Here is a 21,043-nt window from a genome sequence, read left to right on the forward strand (position 1 = left end):
CCCTGACGCAACCACCGCACACCCCCGCACGTCTCCACAAACGTGGAGAGCGGGTGCTGGCTGGTGGCCCTGCCGGCGGTCGACGGCAGGCAGTACGTCTACCGGGTGTACGCCCCGGAGGACGCCCTGCTCGCCGACCTGTTCTGGGACGCGTGGCACTGCCACGACGAGAGCACCTTCCCGCGCGCGTGGGACCTGTTCGACGCGGCCCTGATACGCCGAGTGAGCTGACCCCGTGACAGGAGGTCAGCCCACTCCCGACGTCAACTGCAGCCGGTTCAGCCCTCGTTCGACTCGGCCCTCGTTCGACTCAGCCCTCGTCGGCGAGGATCAGGTACAGCTTCTTGCGGGCGTCGTTGATGACGGCCATCGCCTTCTCGCGCTGCTCCTTGGTGCCGGTCTTCCAGACCTGGCCGAAGGCCTCCATCAGCCCGAAGCCCGCCTGGCGGATCTCGCCGAGCACTTCCCAGTCGACCCCGCGGGAGGCCTCCTCCCAGGGAGCGTCGGGCCCCTCGTCGGCGGCCGTGCGGCCGCTCTCGGTGAGCGAGTACAGCTTCTTGCCGCCGTCGCTCTCGCTGACGATCAGCCCCTCGTCCTCCAGGAGTTGGAGGGTCGGGTAGACCGATCCCGGGCTGGGCTTCCACGCCCCGCCGCTGCGCTCGGCGATCTCCTGGATCATCTCGTACCCGTGCATGGGCCGATCCACCAGCAGCGCCAGAATCGAGGCCCGCACGTCACCCCGACGAGCCCTCCCTCGCGGACCGCCACGCCCTCGCGGCCCCCAGGGCCCCGGCCCGAAGCCGAACCCCCCGGGCCCGAACCCGGGGCCCCCAGGCCCCCCAGGCCCCCCGGGCCCGAACGGCCCGAAGGCGGCCCGCCGTCCGTCGAACCCACCCCGGCCATGCCGATGGGGGCCCTCCTCTCGATGTCCACGCTCGAATCCGTGCATGCGCACCGCCATCACTCCAGTCACAGTCATCGTCGATCCGTCGCGATAACTCAACGATATATCGGAACCGAGTCGCCGACAATGTTTTTCCACGAGGTTCGTACTGTCCTGTCTCACCTGTCTCAGCGACGATGCACCGGTCTCACTGAAGATTGACGACCGGCCTGTTCGTCTCATCGAAGTTTCACCAGACGGGACCGGCGATGTCCGGTCTCAGCGAAGCGGGGTTTGTCGCACTAATCTGTGTACTGACCGTGTGGTGTGCGGGGCTGGGACAGGTTTGAGTGAGACGGTGTCCCGCTTTGGGGTGGCTCTTGTCTCGGTTCAGGTGGCTTGTCTCAACCCAGTGGACATCGTCCCGGTGTGGACGATCAGGGGGAGCCGCAGAGCGGCAGGGGCAGGGCGGCCGATTTCGAGGTGGCCTGAGTTCAGGGCGGGGTCGAGGTACGCGGTTCGCTGGCGGACGTGACGGAGTTGGCCTTCGAGGAAGCCGATCCGGTACGGGAGTTCCCGTCGTACCGGGGGCAGAGGAACTCTCCGGGCCTGTACTGGGCGGCCACGATGCTGCGGCATGTGGGGTTCGAGTCCTGGCTGGAGCGGGATCACGCGATCTCGATGGACTTCGACCCTCGGGTCACGTGGTTCGCGTCGCAGCCGTTCTGGCTGCACTGGACGTCGCCGGAGGGGGTGCGGCTGTCCCACGCGCCGGACTACTTCGCCCGGCGGGCCGATGGATCGGCCGTGGTGGTGGACTGCCGGCCGGAAGCCCGTCGGAGCAAGCCGCGGGACCTTGAGAAGTCTGCCACCGCCACTGCCGCTGGCTCCTCGGCGATGAGCAACACGATCTGACGCGACTGCCCGAGGTTCTGCGGGCCAACCTCCAACATCACCGGATCGTCCGCCGGGGCACCCATCCCTCCACCGCGCTAGCCTTCATCGACGCCCGCGACCGCCTGACCAGGTGGTTCACCGGTGAGAGAAGCGGAGAGCCCCTTCGGCAGAGGTGGAACCGCCGGCTCGAAGTGCTCGGTGAGGATCCGTTCGGTGATCCCCACCGCCCCTCCGAGTCCCGGATCGAAGTGGCCACCTACCCCGAAGTCATCGTGCTCACCGGCCTGTTTGCCTCCCCGCACTGGCGGGACCATCCCCAACTGCCTGCGGAGGCAGCACGCCGTTTCGGCATTGCTCAGACGCAGCTCGCGTCGGGACTGGTCCGGAAACTGTGACAGCGGCCGGCGCACCATCTGACAGGCTTTGATCATGAACATGCACAGCGTTTTGCTCTATGGGTGCGCGGCCGTCGTCGTCGTGTTGGGACTTCGACTCTTGGTGACGCTCGCCGCGAAGGGCTGCGACGAGACGCCTCCTCCACTGGCCTTGCTGCGGACGTGGCGGCGGCCGACCCCCAGGGCTGCCACGGGGCTGGTGGCCACCATGGCGATGCTCGGTGTGGCCCAAGTGGTTGTCCCCGCCATGATCAATGAGTTGGAGCGACACCCTCATGGTGCATGGTGGCAAGCCGTGACCGCCTTGATGGTGCAGTCGTCAGGATGGCCCCAGCTCCTGTTCAACCTGGCCGCACTCGCGGTTGTCGCTCCGGTCGCCGAGCGACTATTTGGCCCCTGGTGGATGTTGCTGGTCTTTGCGACAAGCGGTGTGACGGCCCAAGCGGTCAGCATGGCCGGCTGGAGCCTCCAAGGAGGCGGCGACTCGGTAGCGATCTGTGGCCTTGTGGGCGCACTCGCTACCTGGTACGCGGTGCGCGGCAGCGTCATCGCCCTGCGGCGAGTGGCTCCCCTCATCCCCGCCGCAGGTCTTGTTCTGTGCCTTCTCACCAACAACCACGGCATGGGCCTCCTTGTCGGCTGCGCGCTGGGGGCCGGACTGGCAATCCCTGCTCGCCCGCCCCTGGCAGCCTGACTCAGCGTGACGGCTGGCGGCCAGATAGCTCCCCAGGAACTGGCCGCCCGTGGGGAATTACAACTGGCCACTGACAAAACTGCCACCTTCACTGCGAATCCTGGAGCAGAGCGTCTCACCATCCTGACAAAGCCCAGTCCGGGAAGTCCCGGCCTCGCCATGATCGATGAGACGCGAACTCGGCGCCGTACTCAGCCCCTCCCGAAGCCCACGGCCTCCGCGCTCTGAGTCGCAAGCCGATCTGTCACCCCACAGGTCAGCGGCCCTGTCTCGTCAAGATCTAATGAGACGGGACAGGCGAGCCGGGCCTGGATGATGGCGGCAGCGTGCCACCAGCGGCTGTTGGACGACCCGGGGAAACCCCTGTGCGGGTGCTCGCTAGGCTCGCGCCAAGTCTAACGATCCCGGTTTCACATGCTCATGTTGCGGCGACCGGTCCCGCTCGAGCCACGACTCGTAGCCCACGTGACCGACCATCGTCACCGCCCAGTGCCAGCCCGCAAAGCTCTCCCCGCCCTTCGTCCAGCGGAACGGACGTACCGGCTCAACCTCCTCGAAGCGCAGGTCCCAGGCCTTACCCAACGGCAACCTATGACGCTCCGCAGAACTCAGAAAGTCCAGCTCAAACGCCGAAAGCGCCTCGTCACCGAATGCTCGTGCAGGTGTGGCCACCGTCGTCCCGCCCCTCGCAAGCCCAACAGCCGCGAACGTAGGGCAGCGACCCGTCAAACTTCAGTGAGAACGGTCAAACTTCACTGAGACGAGTCAGCGGCAAACCAGTTGAGGAGCGGCCCGCGCCGGGACAGGGTCTGCGGTCATGGAGTTCTTCTGCCACCACCGTGACCGGACCGGCTCCCTGCCCCTGCGCGACGAGCGGCTGGAGGCGCACTGGGCCTACATGGACCAGTACGCCGCCGAGATGATCGCCCGCGGCCCGACACTCACGGCCGACCGGGACACCCTCACCGGCAGCGTCCACATCCTCGACCTCCCGGACCCCGCGGCCGCCCGCGCGTTCGCCCTCGACGAGCCCAACTACCAGGCGGGGGTGTACCGGGACGTGCTCCTGTTCCGGTGGCGCAACCTGCTGGGGCGGACGATGTGGGACTTCGCCGGCGGGCGGACAGGGGGCAACCGGTACCTGGTGCTCGGTCTGGGCACCGACGGGGCGGCCGCGGCCGATCTCGTCGTACCGCCCGTGACCGACGAACTCATCGCGTACGGACCGCTGTTGTCCGACGACGGCACCGCATGGCTCGGCGCGGCGGCGCTGGTACGCGCGCCGGACCCGGACGCGGCGCGCGCCGCCCTGTCATCGGCTCCGTACACCCACGTCGAGGTCCACGACTGGCAGTTCGGTGGGCGGTAGTAACCGTCGGCGGGAGGCCGTGGCGCCGTAATTCCCTTGACATCAGGCGCCCTTGTAACGGGACTCTGACCCACGTGGCTTCTCCCCGGGCACCCCGTCTGCTCCCCCGGCTCCGGCTGCCGGTGGCGTATCAAGTGCTGTTCTCCCAGCCCAGGTTCCGGCGGCTGCTGCCGGCCCTGGCCGCGTCGGATCTCGGTGACGGGATGAGTGTCGTCGCCGTGCCGTGGCTGGCCATTCTGGTCGCGCCTCCCGGTCGGTCGGGGCTGTTCGTGGGGGCCGCCGTGGCCGCGTACGCGCTGCCCGGAGCCGCCGGGGCGCTGCTCTTCGGGCGGTGGCTGCGGCGGCGGCCCGCGCGGCGGCTGCTGGCCGTGGACGGCTGGCTCCGCGCGGTGCTGCTCGGATGCGTGCCGCTGGCCTGGGCCACGGGGGCGCTGCACCCGGCCGTGTACGTCGGCCTGCTCGCCGGATCGTCGCTGCTGCACGCCTGGGGCAGTGCGGGGAAGTACGCGCTGCTCGCCCAGATCCTTCCCCCGGAGCAGCGGCTGGCGGCGAACTCGCTGGTGAGCGCGAGCGCGACGGCCGCGGTCATCGTCGGGCCCGCGGTGGCCGGGTTCCTGACGACGGCGGTCAGCCCCGCGTGGATCATCGGGCTCGACGCCGTGACCTTCGCCGTCCTGGCGGTCCAGGTCGGCCGCCTCGGCGACGCGGCCGACGCGACCGGCGCGGCGCAGGCGGACGTTCCCCTCGGGACCGGCCAACAGGCGGCGGGGATGAGGGTGTTGCGGGGGCAGCCCGAACTCCTCGGGATCCTCGTCGTGACGTGGTTCTTCAACTTCCTCTACGGACCCGTGGAAGTAGCCCTCCCCCTGCACGTCACCAAGGATCTGCACGCCGACGCGAGCCTGCTCGGCGTGTACTGGGCGCTCTTCGGCGTGGGCGCGGTGCTGGGCAGCGTCGCCGTGGGCGCCCTGCGCAGACTGCCGCTGTGGCCGGTCATGCTCGGCATCGTCGCCGGGTGGGGTCTGACGCTCGTGCCGTTCGGCCTGGACGCACCCGCGTCCGTCACCGTCGCCTGTTTCGCCCTGGGCGGGGTGATCTACGGGCCGTTCACCGCGATGTCCTTCACCCTCTTCCAGGAGCGGACGCCGCAGGCCCTGCTGACGACGGTCCTGGCCGTCCGGGGCGCGGCGCTGCTCACCGCGTCGCCCGGGGGCACCGCTCTCGGCGGTCCTCTCACCGCCGCGCTGGGACCGCGTTCGGTGCTCGCCGTCTCCGGGGTCACGACGGTCGCCCTGGCCGTCGTCGCCGCGGCGGGCATGGTGATCGGGGAACGGCGGCGTACGCGGTCGCGGCCCGTGCGGGAGGCCAGGCCGGAACGATCAGAATCGGAGAAGCGCCGGACACCCGGCCCCACCTAGCCTGGCCGTCACCCCTATCGCTCGCACTCTTCGATTATCGCTCGCACTCTTCGATCAGAACGACCCCGACGGAGTCCGACCGCGCAGGCGGTCCGCCCGAAAGATGGAGACCCGATAAGCATGGCCACGAGCACGGACCCCCAGACGCCCGCGCCGCACGCCGCCGACAGCCACGACCTGATCCGGGTGCACGGCGCACGCGAGAACAATCTCAAGGACGTGAGCGTCGAGATCCCCAAGCGCCGGCTGACGGTGTTCACCGGGGTCTCCGGCTCGGGCAAGAGCTCGCTGGTCTTCGACACCATCGCCGCGGAGTCGCAGCGGCTGATCAACGAGACGTACAGCGCCTTCGTACAGGGCTTCATGCCGACGCTGGCACGGCCGGAGGTCGACGTGCTCGACGGGCTCACGACCGCGATCATCGTCGACCAGCAGCGGATGGGCGCCGACCCCCGCTCCACGGTCGGCACCGCGACCGACGCCAACGCGATGCTGCGCATCCTCTTCAGCCGGCTCGGGCAGCCGCACATCGGCTCGCCCAAGGCGTACTCATTCAACGTCGCCTCGATCAGCGGGGCGGGCGCGGTCACGGTGGAGCGCGGCGGCCAGACCGTGAAGGAGCGGCGCAGCTTCAGCATCACGGGCGGCATGTGCGCGCGCTGCGAGGGCCGGGGCGCGGTCACCGACCTCGACGTCACACAGCTCTACGACGACGCCAAGTCGCTCGACGAGGGCGCGCTCACCATCCCCGGCTACAAGCCTGGCGGCTGGAACTACCGGCTCTACACCGAGTCGGGCTTGTACGACCCGGCCAAGCCGATCCGCGAGTTCACCAAGAAGGAGCTGTCCGACTTCCTGCACCGCGAGGCGACCAGGATGAAGATCGCGGGCATCAACATGACGTACGAGGGTCTGATCCCGCGGATCCGGAAGTCCATGCTCTCCAAGGACCGTGAGGCGATGCAGCCGCACATCCGGGAGTTCGTGGACCGCGCGGTCACGTTCACCACCTGCCCCGACTGCGACGGCACCCGGCTGGGCGAGGGCGCCCGGTCCTCGAAGATCGACGGCGTCAGCATCGCCGACGCCTGCGCGATGCAGATCAGCGATCTTGCGGCGTGGGTCCGCGGGCTCGACGAGCCCTCGGTGGCGCCGCTGCTCACGGCGCTCCAGCACACCCTCGACTCGTTCGTGGAGATCGGGCTCGGCTATCTCTCCCTCGACCGGCCCGCGGGCACGCTGTCGGGCGGCGAGGCGCAGCGCGTGAAGATGATCCGCCACCTCGGCTCCTCGCTCACCGACGTCACGTACGTCTTCGACGAGCCCACCACGGGCCTGCACCCGCACGACATCCAGCGGATGAACGACCTGCTGCTGCGGCTGCGCGACAAGGGCAACACGGTGCTCGTCGTGGAGCACAAGCCCGAGGTGATCGCGATCGCCGACCATGTCGTCGACCTGGGACCCGGCGCGGGTACGGAGGGCGGGAGCGTCTGCTTCGAGGGCACCGTCGAGGGGCTGCGGGCCGGGGGCACCCTGACCGGGCGCCATCTGGACGACCGGGCCTCGCTCAAGAAGAGCGTGCGCAAGCCCACCGGCACGCTGGAGATCCGCGGCGCGAGCGCGCACAACCTCCGGGACGTGGACGTCGACATCCCGCTCGGCGTGCTCACGGTCGTCACCGGCGTCGCTGGTTCCGGCAAGAGCTCGCTCGTGCACGGGTCGGTCCCGGGCGGCGCGGGCGTGGTGTCGGTGGACCAGGGCGCGATCCGCGGCTCCCGGCGGAGCAACCCGGCGACGTACACCGGGCTGCTCGACCCGATCCGCAAGGCCTTCGCCAAGGCCAACGGCGTGAAGCCGGCGCTGTTCAGCGCCAACTCCGAGGGCGCGTGCGCCACCTGCAACGGCGCGGGCGTCATCTACACGGACCTGGCGATGATGGCCGGCGTCGCCACGACATGCGAGGACTGCGAGGGGCGGCGTTTCGAGGCCTCGGTGCTCGACTACCACCTCGGCGGCCGGGACATCAGCGAGGTGCTGGCGATGCCGGTGACCGAGGCCGAGGAGTTCTTCGGCTCCGGCGAGGCCCGGACGCCCGCGGCCCACCGCATCCTGCGGCGCCTGGCCGACGTCGGCCTCGGCTACCTCACCCTCGGCCAGCCGCTGACCACCCTGTCGGGCGGTGAACGGCAGCGCCTGAAGCTGGCCACGCACATGGGCGACAAGGGCGGGATCTACGTGCTCGACGAGCCGACGGCGGGCCTCCACCTGGCCGACGTGGAGCAGTTGCTGGGCCTGCTGGACCGCCTCGTCGACTCCGGCAAGTCGGTCATCGTGGTCGAGCACCACCAGGCGGTCATGGCCCACGCCGACTGGATCATCGACCTCGGCCCGGGCGCGGGCCACGACGGCGGCCGCGTCGTCTTCGAGGGCACCCCGGCGGAGCTCACGGCGGCCCGGTCGACGCTCACCGGTGAGCACCTCGCGGCCTACGTGGGGGCCTGACTCAGGAGGGGCGGCGGTGGCTTGTGGGCCGAGGCCCCCAACCGGCCCCGACTGAAGCCACTCCTCCCGAATTGGCCTTGGCCGCCCCCGCTCCCCTCCCCCTACCGTCGGCGACATGCTGCGCTTGCGAATCGTCGACGCCTTTGCCGACCGTCCCTTCTCCGGCAACCCGGCCGGGGTCCTGCTCCTCGACTCCTTCCCCGACGACGGGTGGATGCAGAACGTCGCCATGGAGGTCAACCACGCCGAGACGGCGTTCGCGCACCGGTTGCCGGAAGGCGGGGCGGCGGACTGGGCGCTGCGGTGGTTCACGCCCGTCACGGAGGTCGCGATGTGCGGGCACGCCACGCTCGCCACGGCCCACGTGCTGCACGCCACCGGCGCCCACGAGGGGCCGGTGCGGTTCGCCACCCGTAGTGGCGTGCTCGTCGCGACGCCCGGCGCGGACGGGTCGATCACCCTGGACTTCCCGACCGCCCCGCTGACGCGGGTCGACGTACCGGCCGGGGTCGCCGAGGCGCTCGGGGCGGAGCCGGTCGCGGCGTACGACACCGGGCCGAACGTCGGCGACCTGCTGGTGGAGCTCGCCGACGAGCAGACCGTCCTCGGCCTCGCGCCCGATCACAAGGCGCTCGCCGGGCACTCCCGGCGCGGCATCATCGCCACCGCCCGGGCCACGGACCCGGCCGGCGGCCACGACTTCGTCTCCCGCTGCTTCTTCCCGAACGTCGGCATCGACGAGGACGCGGTCACCGGCAGCGCCCACACCGCCCTCGCCCTGTACTGGTCCGAGCGCCTCGGCCGCCCCGACCTCACCGGCCTCCAGGCCTCCCGCCGCTCGGGCCTCGTCCGCACCGGACTGCGCGGCGACCGCACGCTGCTCACCGGCCGCGCGGTCACCTCGATCGAGGGCGACCTGCTCGTCTGACGAAGGGAGCCCCTCCGGGGGCTCACGCCGTCGGCAGCCACCCCACCTTGCCCGCCAGCAGGGCGTACCCGACGAACGCCCCGATGTCGAGCAGGGAGTGGGCGACGACCAGGGGGCCCACCCGGCCCCAGCGCCGGTACAGCCAGACGAACACCACGCCCATGACCATGTTGCCGATGAACCCGCCCACGCCCTGGTAGAGGTGGTACGAGCCGCGGAGCACGGCGCTGGCCACCAGCGCGGTCCCCGGCGTCCAGCCCAACTGGCCCAGCCTGCGCAGCAGATAGCCGACGACGATCACTTCCTCCAGGACGGCGTTCTGCACCGCCGAGAGGATCAGCACGGGGAACTTCCACCACACGTCCGGCAGCGCCTCCGGCACCACCGTGAGGTTGAAGCCGAGGGCGCGCGCGGCCAGGTAGAAGGCGATCCCGGTGCTGCCGATCACGGCCGCGACCCCGGCGCCGCGGGCGAGGTCGGACCAGGGCCGGCTCCGGTCGAAGCCGATGACGCGCAGGCTCTTGCCCTCGCGCAGCAGGAGGTAGGCGACCAGGGCGACGGGCATCAGCGCCGAGGCGATGTCGAAGAGCTGCCAGGCGAGATCGAGCCACGGACGGCCGGGCGCGGCCGAGGAGTTGAGGGTGGCCGCCTGGTCCTTGAGGCCGCCCGGCTTCGTGACCGCTCCGACGAAGCTGATCAGCGCGGACACTCCGCTCGCGCCGAGCGAGAGCCCGAGAACGATCAGCAGTTCGTTCCGCAGTGTCCGCCGCGTGGGCCGCTGCCATGAATAGGCCCCCGCCACCGGGCCCGCCTCCACCTGCACACCTGCCTCCAGTTACGTCATCCCGCTCCGGCGTCGTCCCGATCCGGGGGTGTCCGGATCCCGGGGGTGTCCCGATCCGTGGGTGTCCCGATCCGTGGGTGTCCGGAATACCAGGAGTACCAGGAGTATCAGGCGTACCAGGAGGGAAGCATGGCAGGCGGTCGCGGTCCTCAGCCCATCGGCACCGGCTCCCGCACGCCCACCGGCCAGGTGTGCACCGGGTCACCGGCGTGCATCAGCTCCGTGTAGCGGCGGGTCGTCGCGGCCAGTGCCTCCGGCCGGCTCAGGCCCTCGTCCAGGGCCCGGTGGAAGGTGGCCGCCTGCCAGGACGCGCCGTTCGTGCGGAGCCGGCAGCGTTCCTCGATGATGCCGAGGTACAGGTCGCGGTCGGCGGGTTCGACCCCCCACGCGTCCAGCCCGGCCGCGGCGAGCGGCAGCAGTTCCTCGCGTACGAGGGAGACGGCGTCGACCTCGGCCGTACCTCCGTGCCGTCCGCGCCGCGGCCAGACGAAGCGGGCGTCGATGCCGTGGCGGCAGGCAGCGTCGAAGTTGGCCTCGGCGGTGGCGAAGGGCAGCCGGGTCCACACGGGCCGCGCCTCTTCGGCGAGGGCGCGGACGAGGCCGTAGTAGAAGGCGGCGTTGGCGACGACGTCGGCGACGGTCGGCCCGGCGGGCAGGACCCGGTTCTCCACGCGCAGGTGCGGGACGCCGTCGGCGATGCCGTAGACGGGGCGGTTCCAGCGGTACACCGTGCCGTTGTGCAGGACGAGTTCGGCGAGCCTCGGCACGCCGCCGGCGTCGAGGACGTCCAGCGGGTCCTCGTCGTCGCACAGCGGCAGCAGAGCCGGGAAGTAGCGCAGGTTCTCCTCGAAGAGGTCGTACGCCGAGGAGATCCAGCGCTCGCCGAACCAGGTGCGCGGGCGTACGCCCTGGGCCTGGAGCTCGGGCGGGCGGGTGTCGGTGGACTGGAGGAACAGCGGGGGCCGCGACTCGCGCCACAACTCGTGGCCGAACAGGAAGGGGGAGTTGGCGCCGACGGCGATCTGCGCCGCGCAGGCCACCTGCGCCGCGTTCCACACGTCGGCGAAGCGGTCCGGGGTGACCTGGAGGTGCAGCTGCACGGAGGTGCAGGCGGCTTCGGGGACGATGGATTTCGAGGTGCAGGTGAGGCGTTCCACCCCCTCGATGTCCAGCGCGAATTCCTCGCCGCGGGCGGCCACGATCTGGTCGTTGAGCAGCGCGTAGCGGTCGACCTCGGAGAGGTTGCCGAAGACCAGGTCGTCGCGGTCGAGCGTGGGCAGGATGCCGATCATCACGATTCCGGCGTCCAGTTCGCCGGCCTTCCGGTCGGCATACGCCATCGAGGTGCGGAGTTCCTCGGCGAGCCGGTCGAATATACGTCCGTCCAATCGGTGCGGGGCAATGTTTACTTCGAGATTGAACATCGCGAGCTCGGTCTGGAAATCGCGGCTGGCGATCCGCTCCAGAACTTGTGTATTCAACATGCGCGGTGATCCGTCGGACCCGGCGAGATTCAATTCGATCTCCACACCCATGAGATTCCTGGGGCGGTCGAACCGCTTGGCCACCAGAAGCCTCTCCAGCCCCGTCAGACACCTCCGGAGCTTTTCCCGGTAGCGCCGGCGATCGGACAGGTCGAACGACTCCGCCACGACCTTCTCCCCCATCGGGCGTTCCTCCTCGGTCTCGGACGAGCGAACCGGAGACCCGGCGGCCGCCGCGCTCCTGGATCAGTTCGGGTTGGGATGATGCCCAGCGGAAGCGATCGATAACGTCCCGCGCGAACACGGTGCCCGCTAGGCTGTCGAATGCACCCCCGTCATGTCGGCGGCACATTCACGGGGCATACGGAAGTACGCTCTTCGACTTCCCCGAAGCGCTCGTGAAAAACTCCGACGAGAACCGGCCGACCGCTACGCGTGAGTAGTCCGAGGTCAGCGCGGTACACCGGCCCGGGAAACGGGATGATTCCCGCGAATCAGCGACCGAATGGCGTCTTGTTCCGCGCACGGGAAACGGCTAGCGGAAACAACGCCAGATGACGTGTCGTATAAACTCCGGCTACAAGGAAGTAGGTTGGCGCTCGCGGTCCTGTTTCCTGCCGTCGAGGTGACGTGCGGCAGGCCTCACCCGCACCTCGTTCAGCGACCAGGGCCCCACCTTCCCGACCCCCATGGAGCTGACAGCGCCGTCCGCCCCCCCTCCCTCGCGCCGCCGCGCCTGTCGAATGAGAGGCGACCCACCATGCCGCTGCACGTCCCCCCTGCGCCCGCGCCCGCCCTGCGTTCCGTCCTCACGGCCCTCGGTTCCCCCACCGCGGTCCTCGAGGCCCGTACCCCTTCCCTGCGTACCGCCCCCGGCCCCCTCACCCCCGAACTCCCGCTGCCCGTCCATGTGCTGGACCGGCTCACGCCCGAGGGCGTGACCGCCACCCGGCTGGCCGGGTGGCGTTTCCTGATCCGCTCCGGCGACCGCGCGGTCGCCGCGGCCGAGACCCAGCTGACCCCGGACGGCTGGGCGTTCGCGCACTTCTTCGAGGGGCCGTACATAGCCTCCACGGAGCTGGCGCTCCGCGAGGGCCAGGCCATGCAACAGCCGTACCAGCCACGCCTGCTGTCGGTGCCCGGGCTCTACATGCTCACGCTCTGGCTGCACGGCGACTGCGCGGCGGACGGCGCCGAGGGCCACCCCCTCGCCACCGACCTGCTCGTCCCGCTGGCGCCGGCCCCGCCCGGCATAGCGGCCCACCGCCCGCACCGGGTCGCGGAGTTGCTGCCCGTGCTGAACCTCAGGGCGACGCCCCCGGTCCCGCCCGCGGCCACTCCGCTCCTCGGCTCGCCCGCCTGATCCGGCCGCCGACGTACCCCGTCTCCCCCTCCGGGAGGCGGGGTACGTCCGCCTGACCGGAAGCTTGCCGAACGCGCCGGGTCCGTTCGGACTAGCCCTATCCGGCTACGCCGAACCACCCGAAACGGCCGCCCAGTTGGGCTGAACCATCCACGAGGATGAAGCGTCATCAACCTGTGAAGAAGCGGTGCTGCGAAATGCCTGCGGATTGACTCCCGGAGGGCAACACTGGGTTCCGACCGACGAATCACCACGGGGGGACGGCCATGACCACGACACAGCGAAAGATCCCACCCATGTGCCAGCACCAGCCAGCGTGCCCGCCCGCCGAATCCGCCGACCGGGAGTCCGCCCGACTCGTGGCGCACCACCCGGAGCAGGGGTGGAGCCTGCTGTGCAACGGCGTACTCCTCTTCGAGGACACCGGTGAGCTCCTGCCCGACGGCCAGATCATCGCCCCGCACCGCCCGCCGGGCACCGACCAGGTGATGACCGCCGCCTAGGCACCACCCGGGCGGCACCACAGCGCCGCCCGGCGACTTGAGGGGCCGGCTCGCACACTCAGGGTGCGCACCGGCCCCGACGTATGTCCGGGTATTGTCACTCTTCGTGGTCGGGCGCGGCCGCGCCGTGTCGGGGGCGCGTCGCGCCCGGGGCCGCGGACTGGTCGGAGCGCCGGGACAGGAGTGTGATGGAAGGAGCCCTGCGAGCAGAGCGGCCCGCGGGAGAGGCCCGCGGGCACACCTGACGATCGGTGATGCCATGTCCGGTTACGACGCCTCCCCGACGCCTCGTGTCGTGGTCGGCGTGAGCGGCTCCCTGGGCAGCGTCACCGCGCTGCGCCGGGCGACCGCGGAGGCCCGGCGCCGGGGCGCCGAGCTGTGGCCCGTACTGGCCTGGGAACCGCCCGGAGGAGAACTCGCGACGCAGCGCTCCCCTGCCTGCTCCCTCGTGGCCGAGGAGTGGCAGCGCCTGGCCCGGGCGCGGCTGATCTCCGCCCTCGACGACGTCTTCGGCGAGACCTGCCCCCATCTGCCGCTGTGCGCCCTCGTCGTCCGCGGCACCCCGGGCCGCTCCCTGGTGGCCATCGCCTCCCGCGACGACGACGTCCTCGTCGTGGGCACGGGGCAGCGCGGCTGGCGCCGTGCCTTCTCGGGGCGGGTGGCCCGCTACTGCGTCGCCCACGCCTCCTGCCCCGTCCTCGCGGTGCCGCCGTCCCCGCTCGAGTCGGACCTGACGGCGGTCCACCGGCGCAACGCCTGGCACCGGCGGCTGGACACCCGGGAGTTGCTGGAAGGGGATGCCAGGTGGCGCCGGCTGCATGAGGGGTAGGCGGCAGCCGGACGAAGCGGCGCGCGCGGCACACCGGCCGGAGCCATTCTTGACGCAAGTCTTAACGCAAGCTTGATGCCGCTCACCCCGTGATGCGCAGGCCCAAGCCTCACCATCTGCTTACGCTGGTGCCGCCGTCCGCGCGATGGCCACGAACAGTCTGCACCGCACGTCAGGAGCACCCCGATGGCCACGACGGAACACCCCCCTCCCAGTCGCTTGCGCGCCTGGATGCTGGAGGGCCTGTCCGACATGGGCAAGGGTACGGGCCAGGGAGCGCCACAGGGCGAACCGGAGGCCGCGCACAAGGGCCAGCGGTGGTGGCGGGTCATGTGCCTGACGGGCGTGGACTACTTCTCGACCCTCGGCTACCAGCCGGGCATCGCCGCCCTCGCGGCCGGCCTGCTGTCCCCGATCGCCACCATCGTGCTCGTCATCGTCACGCTGGCCGGCGCGCTGCCGGTGTACCGCCGGGTCGCCGAGGAGAGCCCGCACGGTCAGGGCTCGATCGCGATGCTGGAACGGCTGCTCACGTTCTGGAAGGGGAAGCTGTTCGTCCTCACCCTGCTGGGCTTCGCGGCCACCGACTTCCTGATCACCATCACGCTGTCGGCCGCCGACGCCTCCACCCACCTGGTGGAGAACCCGCATCTGACCAGCGTCCTGCACGACCAGCAGATGGTGATCACCCTGGTCCTCGTGGCGCTGCTCGGCGCGGTCTTCCTCAAGGGCTTCCTGGAGGCGGTCGGCGTCGCGGTCGCGCTGGTCAGCATCTATCTGAGCCTGAACGTCGTCGTCGTGGTCGTCGGCATGTGGCACGTCTTCACCGCCGACCATGTGATCGCCAACTGGGCCGACGCCCTGACCACCCAGCACGGCAACCCTCTCGTCATGGTGGGCCTGGCCCTGCTCGTCTTCCCGAAGCTGGCGCTCGGCCTGTCCGGCTTCGAGACCGGCGTCGCGGTCATGCCGCACGTCGAGGGCGAGGCCGGCGACACGGAGGAGAACCCGCGGGGCCGGATCCGGGACACCAAGAAGCTGCTCACCACCGCCGCGTTGGTCATGAGCGCCTTCCTGATCAGCACCAGCTTCATCACGACGATCCTGATCCCGGCCACCGACTTCAAGCCCGGCGGCCCGGCCAACGGGCGCGCGCTCGCCTACCTCGCGCACGAGTACCTCGGCAACGCCTTCGGCACGGTCTACGACGTATCGACGATCGCGATCCTGTGGTTCGCCGGTGCCTCCGCGATGGCCGGCCTGCTCAATCTGATGCCGCGCTATCTGCCCCGCTACGGCATGGCCCCGCACTGGGCGCGCGCCGTCCGCCCGATGGTCATCGTCTTCATCCTGATCGCCTTCCTCGTCACCTGGCTCTTCGACGCCAACGTCGACGCGCAGGGCGGCGCCTACGCCACCGGCGTGCTGGTCCTGATCAGCTCCGCCGCGATCGCCGTCACCATCGCCGCCCACAAGGCCCACCAGCGGGGCTGGACCGTCGCCTTCGCGATCATCTCGGCGGTGTTCCTGTACACGACGATCGCGAACGTCGTCGAGCGCCCCGACGGTGTGAAGATCGGTGCCTGCTTCATCGTCGGCATCATCCTGGTCTCGCTGCTGTCGCGGCTGGCCCGCGCCTTCGAGCTCCGCGTGACCAGCGTGGCCCTCGACCCCATGGCGGAGCGCTTCATAAGGGACATGGCCAGCCGCAAGATCCGCTTTATCGCCAACCAGCCCGACCAGCGCGACGTGGCGGAGTACCGCGACAAGATCGAGCAGATCCGCACCGACAACGACCTGCCTCCCCAGGAGGACTTCGTCTTCGTCGAGGTGACGGTCCGCGACCCCTCCGAGTTCGAGTCGGGCCTGAACGTGCACGGCGAGGTCCTGCACAACCGCTACCGCGTCCTGACGCTGGAGTCCTCCTCCATCTCCAACGCCCTCGCCGCCTTCCTCCTCCACGTCCGCGACGAAACCGGCCGCACCCCGCACATCTACTTCGAGTGGACCGAGGGCAACCCCCTGGCCAACTTCCTCCGCTTCTTCCTCTTCGGCCAGGGCGAGGTAGCCCCGGTCACCCGCGAAGTCCTGCGCGAGGCCGAACCGCACCGGTCGAAGAGGCCGCGGGTGCATGTGGGCTGAGAGGCGGGGGCCTCGTACCCACCTCGCAGGTGGGGACGGCCCCGGCGGACTGGAGCTGTATCGCGTTATACCCAACGGCCAACCCCACGTGCACCGTTCCGGCCGAAGGGACCTATCGTGACCTGCATGCAGTCCTACACGATCGGCCAGGCGGCACGGCTCCTCGGCGTGAGCCCCGACACCGCGCGGCGCTGGGCCGACGCGGGCCGGGTGGCGACCCACCGCGACGAAGCCGGGCGACGCCTCATCGACGGCAAGGACCTTGCCGCGTTCTCGGTCGAGCTCGCCCAGACCGGCACGGGTGACGAGGAAGGCTCGTACACCTCGGTCCGCAACGCCTTCCCCGGGATCGTCACCGCGATCAAGCTCGGCGACGTCGCCGCACAGGTCGAGATCCAGGCGGGCCCGCACCGGCTCGTCTCCCTCCTTACCAGGGAGGCCGTCGACGAGCTGGGCCTGAAGGTCGGCATGGAGGCCACCGCCCGCGTCAAGTCGACGAACGTCCACATCGACCGCGTCTGAGGCGCGACCGGGAAACGATCAGACAACTCCGAGCGCGGGGCGCAGGCCGAACGGCCCGGCGCCCCGCTTCTCATGTGACCGCCGTCGGCTCCGGACCTGCGGACACCATCGAGGCCACCCCGTCGAACAGGTACGCCCCGTCCACCCGGATCGCCATGATGCCGCTGATGTGCCGGGCCCCGCACCGGTCCTGCGGCAGTACCAGCTGAGGCCCCGCCCCGTCGAGCGGGGTGTCGTCGATGCTGACGGCGAGCAGCACGGGCGCGTGCGCGAAGTCCGGGTCGATCTCCGGCCACGACAGCAGGGCGTGATGGCCGTCCGCTCCGATGACGGCGATGAGAAAGCGCAGCCGGTCCTTGCGCCGGGCCGGATCGAAGCCGGGTCCCGCGTCGGCCAGGACGTCGTACAGCCGTGGTCCGGCGAACCAGTGCTGCTGCGCCCCGCTGGTGGCGCACTCGAAGACCACCCGCACTCTGTGCTGCGGCCAGCCGAAGAGATCCGGCACGGTCAGGCGACTCGGCCGGGCCAGGTCACCGGTCAGGGCGACTTCCGCGAGTGTCACGTGCGACCACCTCCGCGATGGACCGTACCCGGGAGGCAACGCCTTGCAAACGCATATGCCTAACCTATTCCGCCATCGATCCAGCTAATGCAAAGCACCGAGAGGCTTACTCCTTGCAGATGCAGGGGTACTATCTCTTTGCGGCCGCTTCCCGGTCGCGGAAAAGCGCCCGGGCTTTCCCGGATGACCACGCCCGGGCTTTTCCCGGATGACCAGAGGAGTAGATCCGTGATGACCCGTCCTACGCACCGGACCCGCCGAACGCTGCAGGTGGCCGGTGCGGGAGTCGCCGCACTGATAGCGCTCAGCGCCTGCTCCTCCCACAACGACGCGTCGTCGAAGCCGGACTCCTCGGCGTCCGCGTCCGCGAAGTCCCAGAAGCTCTCGGGCACGGTGACCGTCTTCGCCGCCGCCTCTCTCAAGGAGAGCTTCACCAAGCTCGGCGCCGAGTTCGAGAAGCAGCACCCGGGCACCAAGGTCACTTTCAACTTCGCCGGCAGTGACGCACTCGCCGCGAGCATCACGGGCGGCGCTCCCGCGGACGTCTTCGCCGCGGCCAGCCCGAAGACGATGGCCACCGTGACGGACGCCAAGGACGCGACGGGCGCGCCCGCCACCTTCGTCCGCAACCAGCTGGAGATCGCCACCCTGCCGGGCAACCCCGACAAGGTCTCCTCCCTGAAGGACCTCACCAAGTCCGGCCTGAAGGTCGTCCTGTGCGACAAGACGGTCCCGTGCGGTGCCGCCGCGCAGAAGGCCCTGGACGCCAGTGGCCTCGAGCTCACCCCGGCCTCCTACGAGCAGGACGTCAAGAGCGCCCTGACGAAGGTGGAGCTGAAGGAGGCCGACGCCGCGGTCGTCTACAAGACCGACGTGAAGGCCGCGGCCGGCAAGGTGGCGGGCGTGGAGTTCCCCGAATCGGCCAAGGCCATCAACGACTACCCGATCGCCCAGCTCAAGCACGGACCCAACCCGGAGGCCTCCAAGGCGTTCATCGAGCTGGTCCAGTCTCCCGAGGGCCAGAAGGTCCTGAGCGGGGCCGGGTTCCTCAAGCCGTGACCGAGGCCGGCAAGTCCCTCGGCGCCGACGTCTCCGGCGCCGCGGCCGAGACCCTGACGGGCGACCCGCGGCGCCGCCGCGTCGGCGCCGGCAACGGGCTGCGCTGGGTACCCCTGCCGCTCCTGGTCCCCGGCATCGTGGCCCTGGCCTTCCTGCTGCTGCCCCTGCTCGCCCTGCTCGTACGGGCCCCGTGGGGCAGCCTGCCGGAGCAGCTGACCAGCCCCGCGGTGTGGCAGGCGCTCCGGCTGTCCCTGGTGTGCGCGACCGCGGCGACCGCGGTGGCACTGATCCTGGGCGTGCCACTGGCCTGGCTGCTGGCCCGCACCCGGTTCCCCGGCCGCGGCCTGGTCCGGGCTCTGGTGACCCTGCCGCTCGTCCTGCCGCCCGTGGTCGGCGGTGTGGCCCTGCTGCTCGCGCTCGGCCGCAACGGCATCATCGGACAGTGGCTGGACTCCTGGTTCGGGATCACGCTGCCGTTCACCACGGCGGGGGTCGTGGTGGCCGAGGCGTTCGTCGCGATGCCGTTCCTCGTCATCAGCGTCGAGGGCACGCTGCGCGCCGCCGACCCGCGCTTCGAGGAGGCGGCGGCCACCCTGGGCGCCTCGCGCTTCACCGCGTTCCGCCGGGTCACCCTGCCACTGATTGCCCCGGGCATCGCGGCCGGCGCCGTCCTCGCCTGGGCCCGCGCACTGGGCGAGTTCGGCGCGACGATCACCTTCGCGGGCAACTTCCCGGGCCGTACCCAGACCATGCCCCTGGCGGTCTACCTGGCCCTCCAGAACGACCCCGAGGCGGCCATTTCCCTGAGCCTGGTCCTGCTGGCGGTGTCGATCGCGGTACTGGCGGGCCTGCGGGACCGCTGGATGACGCCCTCATGACCACGCGCCGACGCCCTCGGCCGGTTTCAGGGGGCTCCGCCGACGCCCCCGGCACCCGTACGACCGCCCGTACGACCGCCTCCGTGCCCCACCTCCGCTCGATGCCCGCCGCCCCGCGCACCGGGACGGCCGCCCGCCCCCTCGCCCCCTGGATGTACACCCCATGACGGACATCGACGACACCACGGCCGGGCTCACCACCGCCGACGCACGCGACGGCGGCCTCGACGCCCGGCTGGTCGTCGACCGCGGCCCCTTCCGCCTCGACGTGGCCCTGCGCGCCGCGCCGGGTGACGTCGTCGCACTGCTCGGTCCCAACGGCGCGGGGAAGACGACGGCCCTGCGCGCGCTCGCGGGTCTCGTCCCGCTCTCCGGCGGCCATCTGCGGCTGGACGGCGCCTCGCTGGACCGTACGCCGCCCGAGTCCCGCCCGGTCGGCGTCGTCTTCCAGGACTACCTGCTCTTCCCGCACCTGTCCGCGCTGGACAACGTGGCCTTCGGCCCCCGCTGCCACGGCACGTCCAAGGCGGAGGCGCGCGCCGAGGCCGCCGCCTGGCTGGAGCGCATGGGGCTCGCCGACCACCTGGCGGCCAAGCCGCGCCGGCTGTCCGGCGGCCAGGCGCAGCGCGTGGCCGTGGCCCGCGCCCTGGCCACCAACCCCCGGCTGCTGCTCCTCGACGAGCCGCTCGCCGCGCTGGACGCCCGCACCCGCCTGGAGGTACGCGTGCAACTGCGCCGTCATCTGGCCGAGTTCGAGGCGGTGGCCGTCCTGGTGACGCACGATCCCCTGGACGCGATGGTGCTCGCCGACCGACTGGTCGTCGTCGAGCACGGCCGGGTGGTCCAGGAGGGCGCCCCGGCCGACATCGCCCGCCGCCCGCGCACGGACTACATCGCACAGCTGGTCGGCCTGAACCTCTACCGGGGCGAGGCGAAGGGGCACACGGTACGGCTGGACGCGGGGCCCGCGATCACCACGACGGAGGATCTGTCGGGTGAGGTCTTCGTGGCCTTCCCGCCCGGCGCGGTCACCCTCCACCGGGACCGCCCCGAGGGCTCCAGCGCCCGCAATCTGTGGCGGTGCCAGGTCACCGGCCTGGAGACCCACGGCGACCAGATCCGCGCCGACCTGGCGGGCGAGTTGCCCCTCGCCGCCGACCTGACCACGGTCGCGGCCGCCGAGCTCGGCCTGGTCCCGGGTGCGCCGGTCTGGGCGACGGTGAAGGCGACCCAGACGCACGCCTACCCGGCCTGACGCCACGACTGCGGATACGGTGGGGATCACCAAGGGTGCATACCCGACATTCCCCCACATCCTGTGAGGCGTTCCCATGAGCCTGAGCATCCGCAACCAGCTCCCCGGCACCGTCGCGTCCGTCACCGAGGGCGAGGCGATGGCGACGGTCAAGGTCGATCTCTCCGACGGCCAGCACATCACCGCCGCGATCACCCTGGACGCCGTGAAGGACCTGGGCCTGGACACGGGCTCCGCGGTGCGCGCCCTGGTGAAGTCGACCGAGGTCTCCCTCTCCACCGCGCCGGTCCAGCGGATCTCGATCCGCAACCAGATCCCCGGCACGATCTCGGACATCGCCGCCGGCGGCGCCATGGCCACCGTGAAGATCTCGATCGCCGCCGGCGGCGAGCTGACCTCGGCGATCACCAAGGAGTCCGTCACCGACCTCGGCCTGTCGGTCGGCTCCTCCGTCGTCGCCCTGATCAAGTCGACCGAGGTGTCGCTCGAGACGCCGTAAGGCGATCCGACGCG

At 70.7% G+C, this 21,043-nt stretch carries 22 protein-coding genes; 17 read left to right on the forward strand and 5 right to left on the reverse strand.

Annotation, left to right across the window (positions count from 1 at the left end; translation table 11 throughout):
• Positions 1-63 precede the first annotated feature (63 nt).
• Complete coding sequence (locus QFZ74_RS04450; RefSeq protein ID WP_307619467.1) at positions 64-231, forward strand: hypothetical protein; 168 nt, start codon at positions 64-66, stop codon at positions 229-231.
• Positions 232-310: 79 nt separating this feature from the next.
• On the opposite strand, the gene QFZ74_RS04455 is transcribed toward QFZ74_RS04450, so the two are convergent.
• Entirely contained in the window at positions 311-955 is a 645-nt protein-coding gene (locus QFZ74_RS04455) for a PadR family transcriptional regulator (RefSeq protein ID WP_373462468.1), read from the reverse strand.
• Between the two features lie 459 nt (positions 956-1,414).
• Between QFZ74_RS04455 and QFZ74_RS04460 the strand changes: the two genes are divergently transcribed.
• The gene (locus QFZ74_RS04460; protein WP_307619468.1) at positions 1,415-1,798 is read left to right on the forward strand and encodes a TnsA-like heteromeric transposase endonuclease subunit; all 384 of its coding nucleotides are present in this window, start codon (positions 1,415-1,417) and stop codon (positions 1,796-1,798) included.
• 77 nt (positions 1,799-1,875) lie between these two features.
• On the opposite strand, the gene QFZ74_RS04465 is transcribed toward QFZ74_RS04460, so the two are convergent.
• Positions 1,876-2,217, reverse strand: coding sequence for a hypothetical protein (locus QFZ74_RS04465; RefSeq protein WP_307619469.1), 342 nt, complete (start codon positions 2,215-2,217; stop codon positions 1,876-1,878).
• On the opposite strand from QFZ74_RS04465, the gene QFZ74_RS04470 reads away from it, so the two are divergent.
• The 5 genes from QFZ74_RS04470 to QFZ74_RS04490 all read left to right on the forward strand — a co-directional run bounded on the left by QFZ74_RS04470 (position 2,210) and on the right by QFZ74_RS04490 (position 9,089).
• Positions 2,210-2,869, forward strand: coding sequence for a rhomboid family intramembrane serine protease (locus QFZ74_RS04470; RefSeq protein ID WP_307619470.1), 660 nt, complete (start codon positions 2,210-2,212; stop codon positions 2,867-2,869). The two genes, QFZ74_RS04465 and QFZ74_RS04470, sit on opposite strands and share 8 nt — an antisense overlap.
• Before the next feature lie 817 nt (positions 2,870-3,686).
• On the forward strand, positions 3,687-4,238 hold the full coding sequence (locus QFZ74_RS04475) for a YciI family protein (protein ID WP_307619471.1): 552 nt from the start codon (positions 3,687-3,689) through the stop codon (positions 4,236-4,238).
• A 74-nt stretch (positions 4,239-4,312) separates the two neighbouring features.
• On the forward strand, positions 4,313-5,656 hold the full coding sequence (locus QFZ74_RS04480) for an MFS transporter (protein ID WP_307619472.1): 1,344 nt from the start codon (positions 4,313-4,315) through the stop codon (positions 5,654-5,656).
• Between the two features lie 120 nt (positions 5,657-5,776).
• A complete protein-coding gene (locus QFZ74_RS04485; protein WP_307619473.1) occupies positions 5,777-8,161 on the forward strand; it encodes an excinuclease ABC subunit UvrA in 2,385 nt (794 codons plus the stop codon).
• Positions 8,162-8,279: 118 nt separating this feature from the next.
• Positions 8,280-9,089, forward strand: a complete 810-nt coding sequence (locus tag QFZ74_RS04490) for a PhzF family phenazine biosynthesis protein (RefSeq protein ID WP_307624042.1) — start codon at positions 8,280-8,282, stop codon at positions 9,087-9,089.
• A gap of 22 nt (positions 9,090-9,111) precedes the next feature.
• Here the strand turns inward: QFZ74_RS04490 and QFZ74_RS04495 are convergent, their stop codons facing one another.
• Together QFZ74_RS04495 and QFZ74_RS04500 are read right to left on the reverse strand one after the other, a co-directional pair.
• The gene (locus QFZ74_RS04495; RefSeq protein ID WP_307619474.1) at positions 9,112-9,912 is read right to left on the reverse strand and encodes a CPBP family intramembrane glutamic endopeptidase; all 801 of its coding nucleotides are present in this window, start codon (positions 9,910-9,912) and stop codon (positions 9,112-9,114) included.
• 170 nt (positions 9,913-10,082) lie between these two features.
• Positions 10,083-11,600, reverse strand: a complete 1,518-nt coding sequence (locus QFZ74_RS04500; protein WP_307619475.1) for a glutamate--cysteine ligase — start codon at positions 11,598-11,600, stop codon at positions 10,083-10,085.
• 577 nt (positions 11,601-12,177) lie between these two features.
• Between QFZ74_RS04500 and QFZ74_RS04505 the strand changes: the two genes are divergently transcribed.
• The 5 genes from QFZ74_RS04505 to QFZ74_RS04525 all read left to right on the forward strand — a co-directional run bounded on the left by QFZ74_RS04505 (position 12,178) and on the right by QFZ74_RS04525 (position 16,776).
• The gene (locus QFZ74_RS04505; RefSeq protein WP_307619476.1) at positions 12,178-12,780 is read left to right on the forward strand and encodes a hypothetical protein; all 603 of its coding nucleotides are present in this window, start codon (positions 12,178-12,180) and stop codon (positions 12,778-12,780) included.
• Positions 12,781-13,076: 296 nt separating this feature from the next.
• On the forward strand, positions 13,077-13,283 hold the full coding sequence (locus QFZ74_RS04510) for a DUF5999 family protein (RefSeq protein ID WP_307619477.1): 207 nt from the start codon (positions 13,077-13,079) through the stop codon (positions 13,281-13,283).
• A 259-nt stretch (positions 13,284-13,542) separates the two neighbouring features.
• Positions 13,543-14,112 carry a universal stress protein gene (locus tag QFZ74_RS04515; RefSeq protein WP_307619478.1) on the forward strand — a complete coding sequence of 190 codons (570 nt, stop codon included), beginning with the start codon at positions 13,543-13,545 and terminating at the stop codon, positions 14,110-14,112.
• A gap of 186 nt (positions 14,113-14,298) precedes the next feature.
• The gene (locus QFZ74_RS04520; RefSeq protein ID WP_307619479.1) at positions 14,299-16,254 is read left to right on the forward strand and encodes an amino acid transporter; all 1,956 of its coding nucleotides are present in this window, start codon (positions 14,299-14,301) and stop codon (positions 16,252-16,254) included.
• Between the two features lie 126 nt (positions 16,255-16,380).
• Positions 16,381-16,776 carry a molybdopterin-binding protein gene (locus tag QFZ74_RS04525; protein ID WP_307619480.1) on the forward strand — a complete coding sequence of 132 codons (396 nt, stop codon included), beginning with the start codon at positions 16,381-16,383 and terminating at the stop codon, positions 16,774-16,776.
• A gap of 70 nt (positions 16,777-16,846) precedes the next feature.
• Here QFZ74_RS04525 and QFZ74_RS04530 read toward each other — a convergent pair whose 3' ends face one another.
• Positions 16,847-17,338, reverse strand: a complete 492-nt coding sequence (locus tag QFZ74_RS04530) for a hypothetical protein (RefSeq protein ID WP_307619481.1) — start codon at positions 17,336-17,338, stop codon at positions 16,847-16,849.
• Between the two features lie 231 nt (positions 17,339-17,569).
• Here QFZ74_RS04530 and modA point away from each other — a divergent pair, with 231 nt between their 5' ends.
• The 5 genes from modA to QFZ74_RS04555 all read left to right on the forward strand — a co-directional run bounded on the left by modA (position 17,570) and on the right by QFZ74_RS04555 (position 21,029).
• Positions 17,570-18,397, forward strand: a complete 828-nt coding sequence (gene modA, locus QFZ74_RS04535; RefSeq protein WP_307619482.1) for a molybdate ABC transporter substrate-binding protein — start codon at positions 17,570-17,572, stop codon at positions 18,395-18,397.
• Positions 18,394-19,275: a molybdate ABC transporter permease subunit gene (modB, locus tag QFZ74_RS04540; RefSeq protein ID WP_307619483.1), complete on the forward strand. Its 882-nt coding sequence runs from the start codon at positions 18,394-18,396 to the stop codon at positions 19,273-19,275. The genes modA and modB overlap by 4 nt, the downstream gene beginning before the upstream one ends.
• Positions 19,272-19,442, forward strand: coding sequence for a hypothetical protein (locus QFZ74_RS04545; protein WP_307619484.1), 171 nt, complete (start codon positions 19,272-19,274; stop codon positions 19,440-19,442). Before modB ends, QFZ74_RS04545 begins: the two co-directional genes overlap by 4 nt.
• Entirely contained in the window at positions 19,439-20,530 is a 1,092-nt protein-coding gene (locus tag QFZ74_RS04550) for an ABC transporter ATP-binding protein (RefSeq protein WP_307619485.1), read from the forward strand. The genes QFZ74_RS04545 and QFZ74_RS04550 overlap by 4 nt, the downstream gene beginning before the upstream one ends.
• Positions 20,531-20,606: 76 nt before the next feature.
• Entirely contained in the window at positions 20,607-21,029 is a 423-nt protein-coding gene (locus tag QFZ74_RS04555) for a molybdopterin-binding protein (RefSeq protein WP_307619486.1), read from the forward strand.
• Positions 21,030-21,043 lie beyond the last annotated feature (14 nt).

It is taken from the genome of Streptomyces sp. V3I7 (assembly GCF_030817495.1).
Classification (GTDB): Bacteria; Actinomycetota; Actinomycetes; order Streptomycetales; family Streptomycetaceae; genus Streptomyces.

Coding starts and splice junctions, on each gene's coding strand:
- QFZ74_RS04470 (WP_307619470.1), top strand. CDS start 2,210: ATGAACATGCACAGCGTTTTGCTCTATGGGTGCGCGGCCGTCGTCGTC.
- QFZ74_RS04465 (WP_307619469.1), bottom strand. CDS start 2,217: ATGTTCATGATCAAAGCCTGTCAGATGGTGCGCCGGCCGCTGTCACAG.
- QFZ74_RS04475 (WP_307619471.1), top strand. CDS start 3,687: ATGGAGTTCTTCTGCCACCACCGTGACCGGACCGGCTCCCTGCCCCTG.
- QFZ74_RS04485 (WP_307619473.1), top strand. CDS start 5,777: ATGGCCACGAGCACGGACCCCCAGACGCCCGCGCCGCACGCCGCCGAC.
- QFZ74_RS04500 (WP_307619475.1), bottom strand. CDS start 11,600: ATGGGGGAGAAGGTCGTGGCGGAGTCGTTCGACCTGTCCGATCGCCGG.
- QFZ74_RS04505 (WP_307619476.1), top strand. CDS start 12,178: ATGCCGCTGCACGTCCCCCCTGCGCCCGCGCCCGCCCTGCGTTCCGTC.
- QFZ74_RS04510 (WP_307619477.1), top strand. CDS start 13,077: ATGTGCCAGCACCAGCCAGCGTGCCCGCCCGCCGAATCCGCCGACCGG.
- QFZ74_RS04515 (WP_307619478.1), top strand. CDS start 13,543: ATGTCCGGTTACGACGCCTCCCCGACGCCTCGTGTCGTGGTCGGCGTG.
- QFZ74_RS04520 (WP_307619479.1), top strand. CDS start 14,299: ATGGCCACGACGGAACACCCCCCTCCCAGTCGCTTGCGCGCCTGGATG.
- QFZ74_RS04525 (WP_307619480.1), top strand. CDS start 16,381: ATGCAGTCCTACACGATCGGCCAGGCGGCACGGCTCCTCGGCGTGAGC.
- modA (WP_307619482.1), top strand. CDS start 17,570: ATGACCCGTCCTACGCACCGGACCCGCCGAACGCTGCAGGTGGCCGGT.
- QFZ74_RS04545 (WP_307619484.1), top strand. CDS start 19,272: ATGACCACGCGCCGACGCCCTCGGCCGGTTTCAGGGGGCTCCGCCGAC.
- QFZ74_RS04550 (WP_307619485.1), top strand. CDS start 19,439: ATGACGGACATCGACGACACCACGGCCGGGCTCACCACCGCCGACGCA.
- QFZ74_RS04555 (WP_307619486.1), top strand. CDS start 20,607: ATGAGCCTGAGCATCCGCAACCAGCTCCCCGGCACCGTCGCGTCCGTC.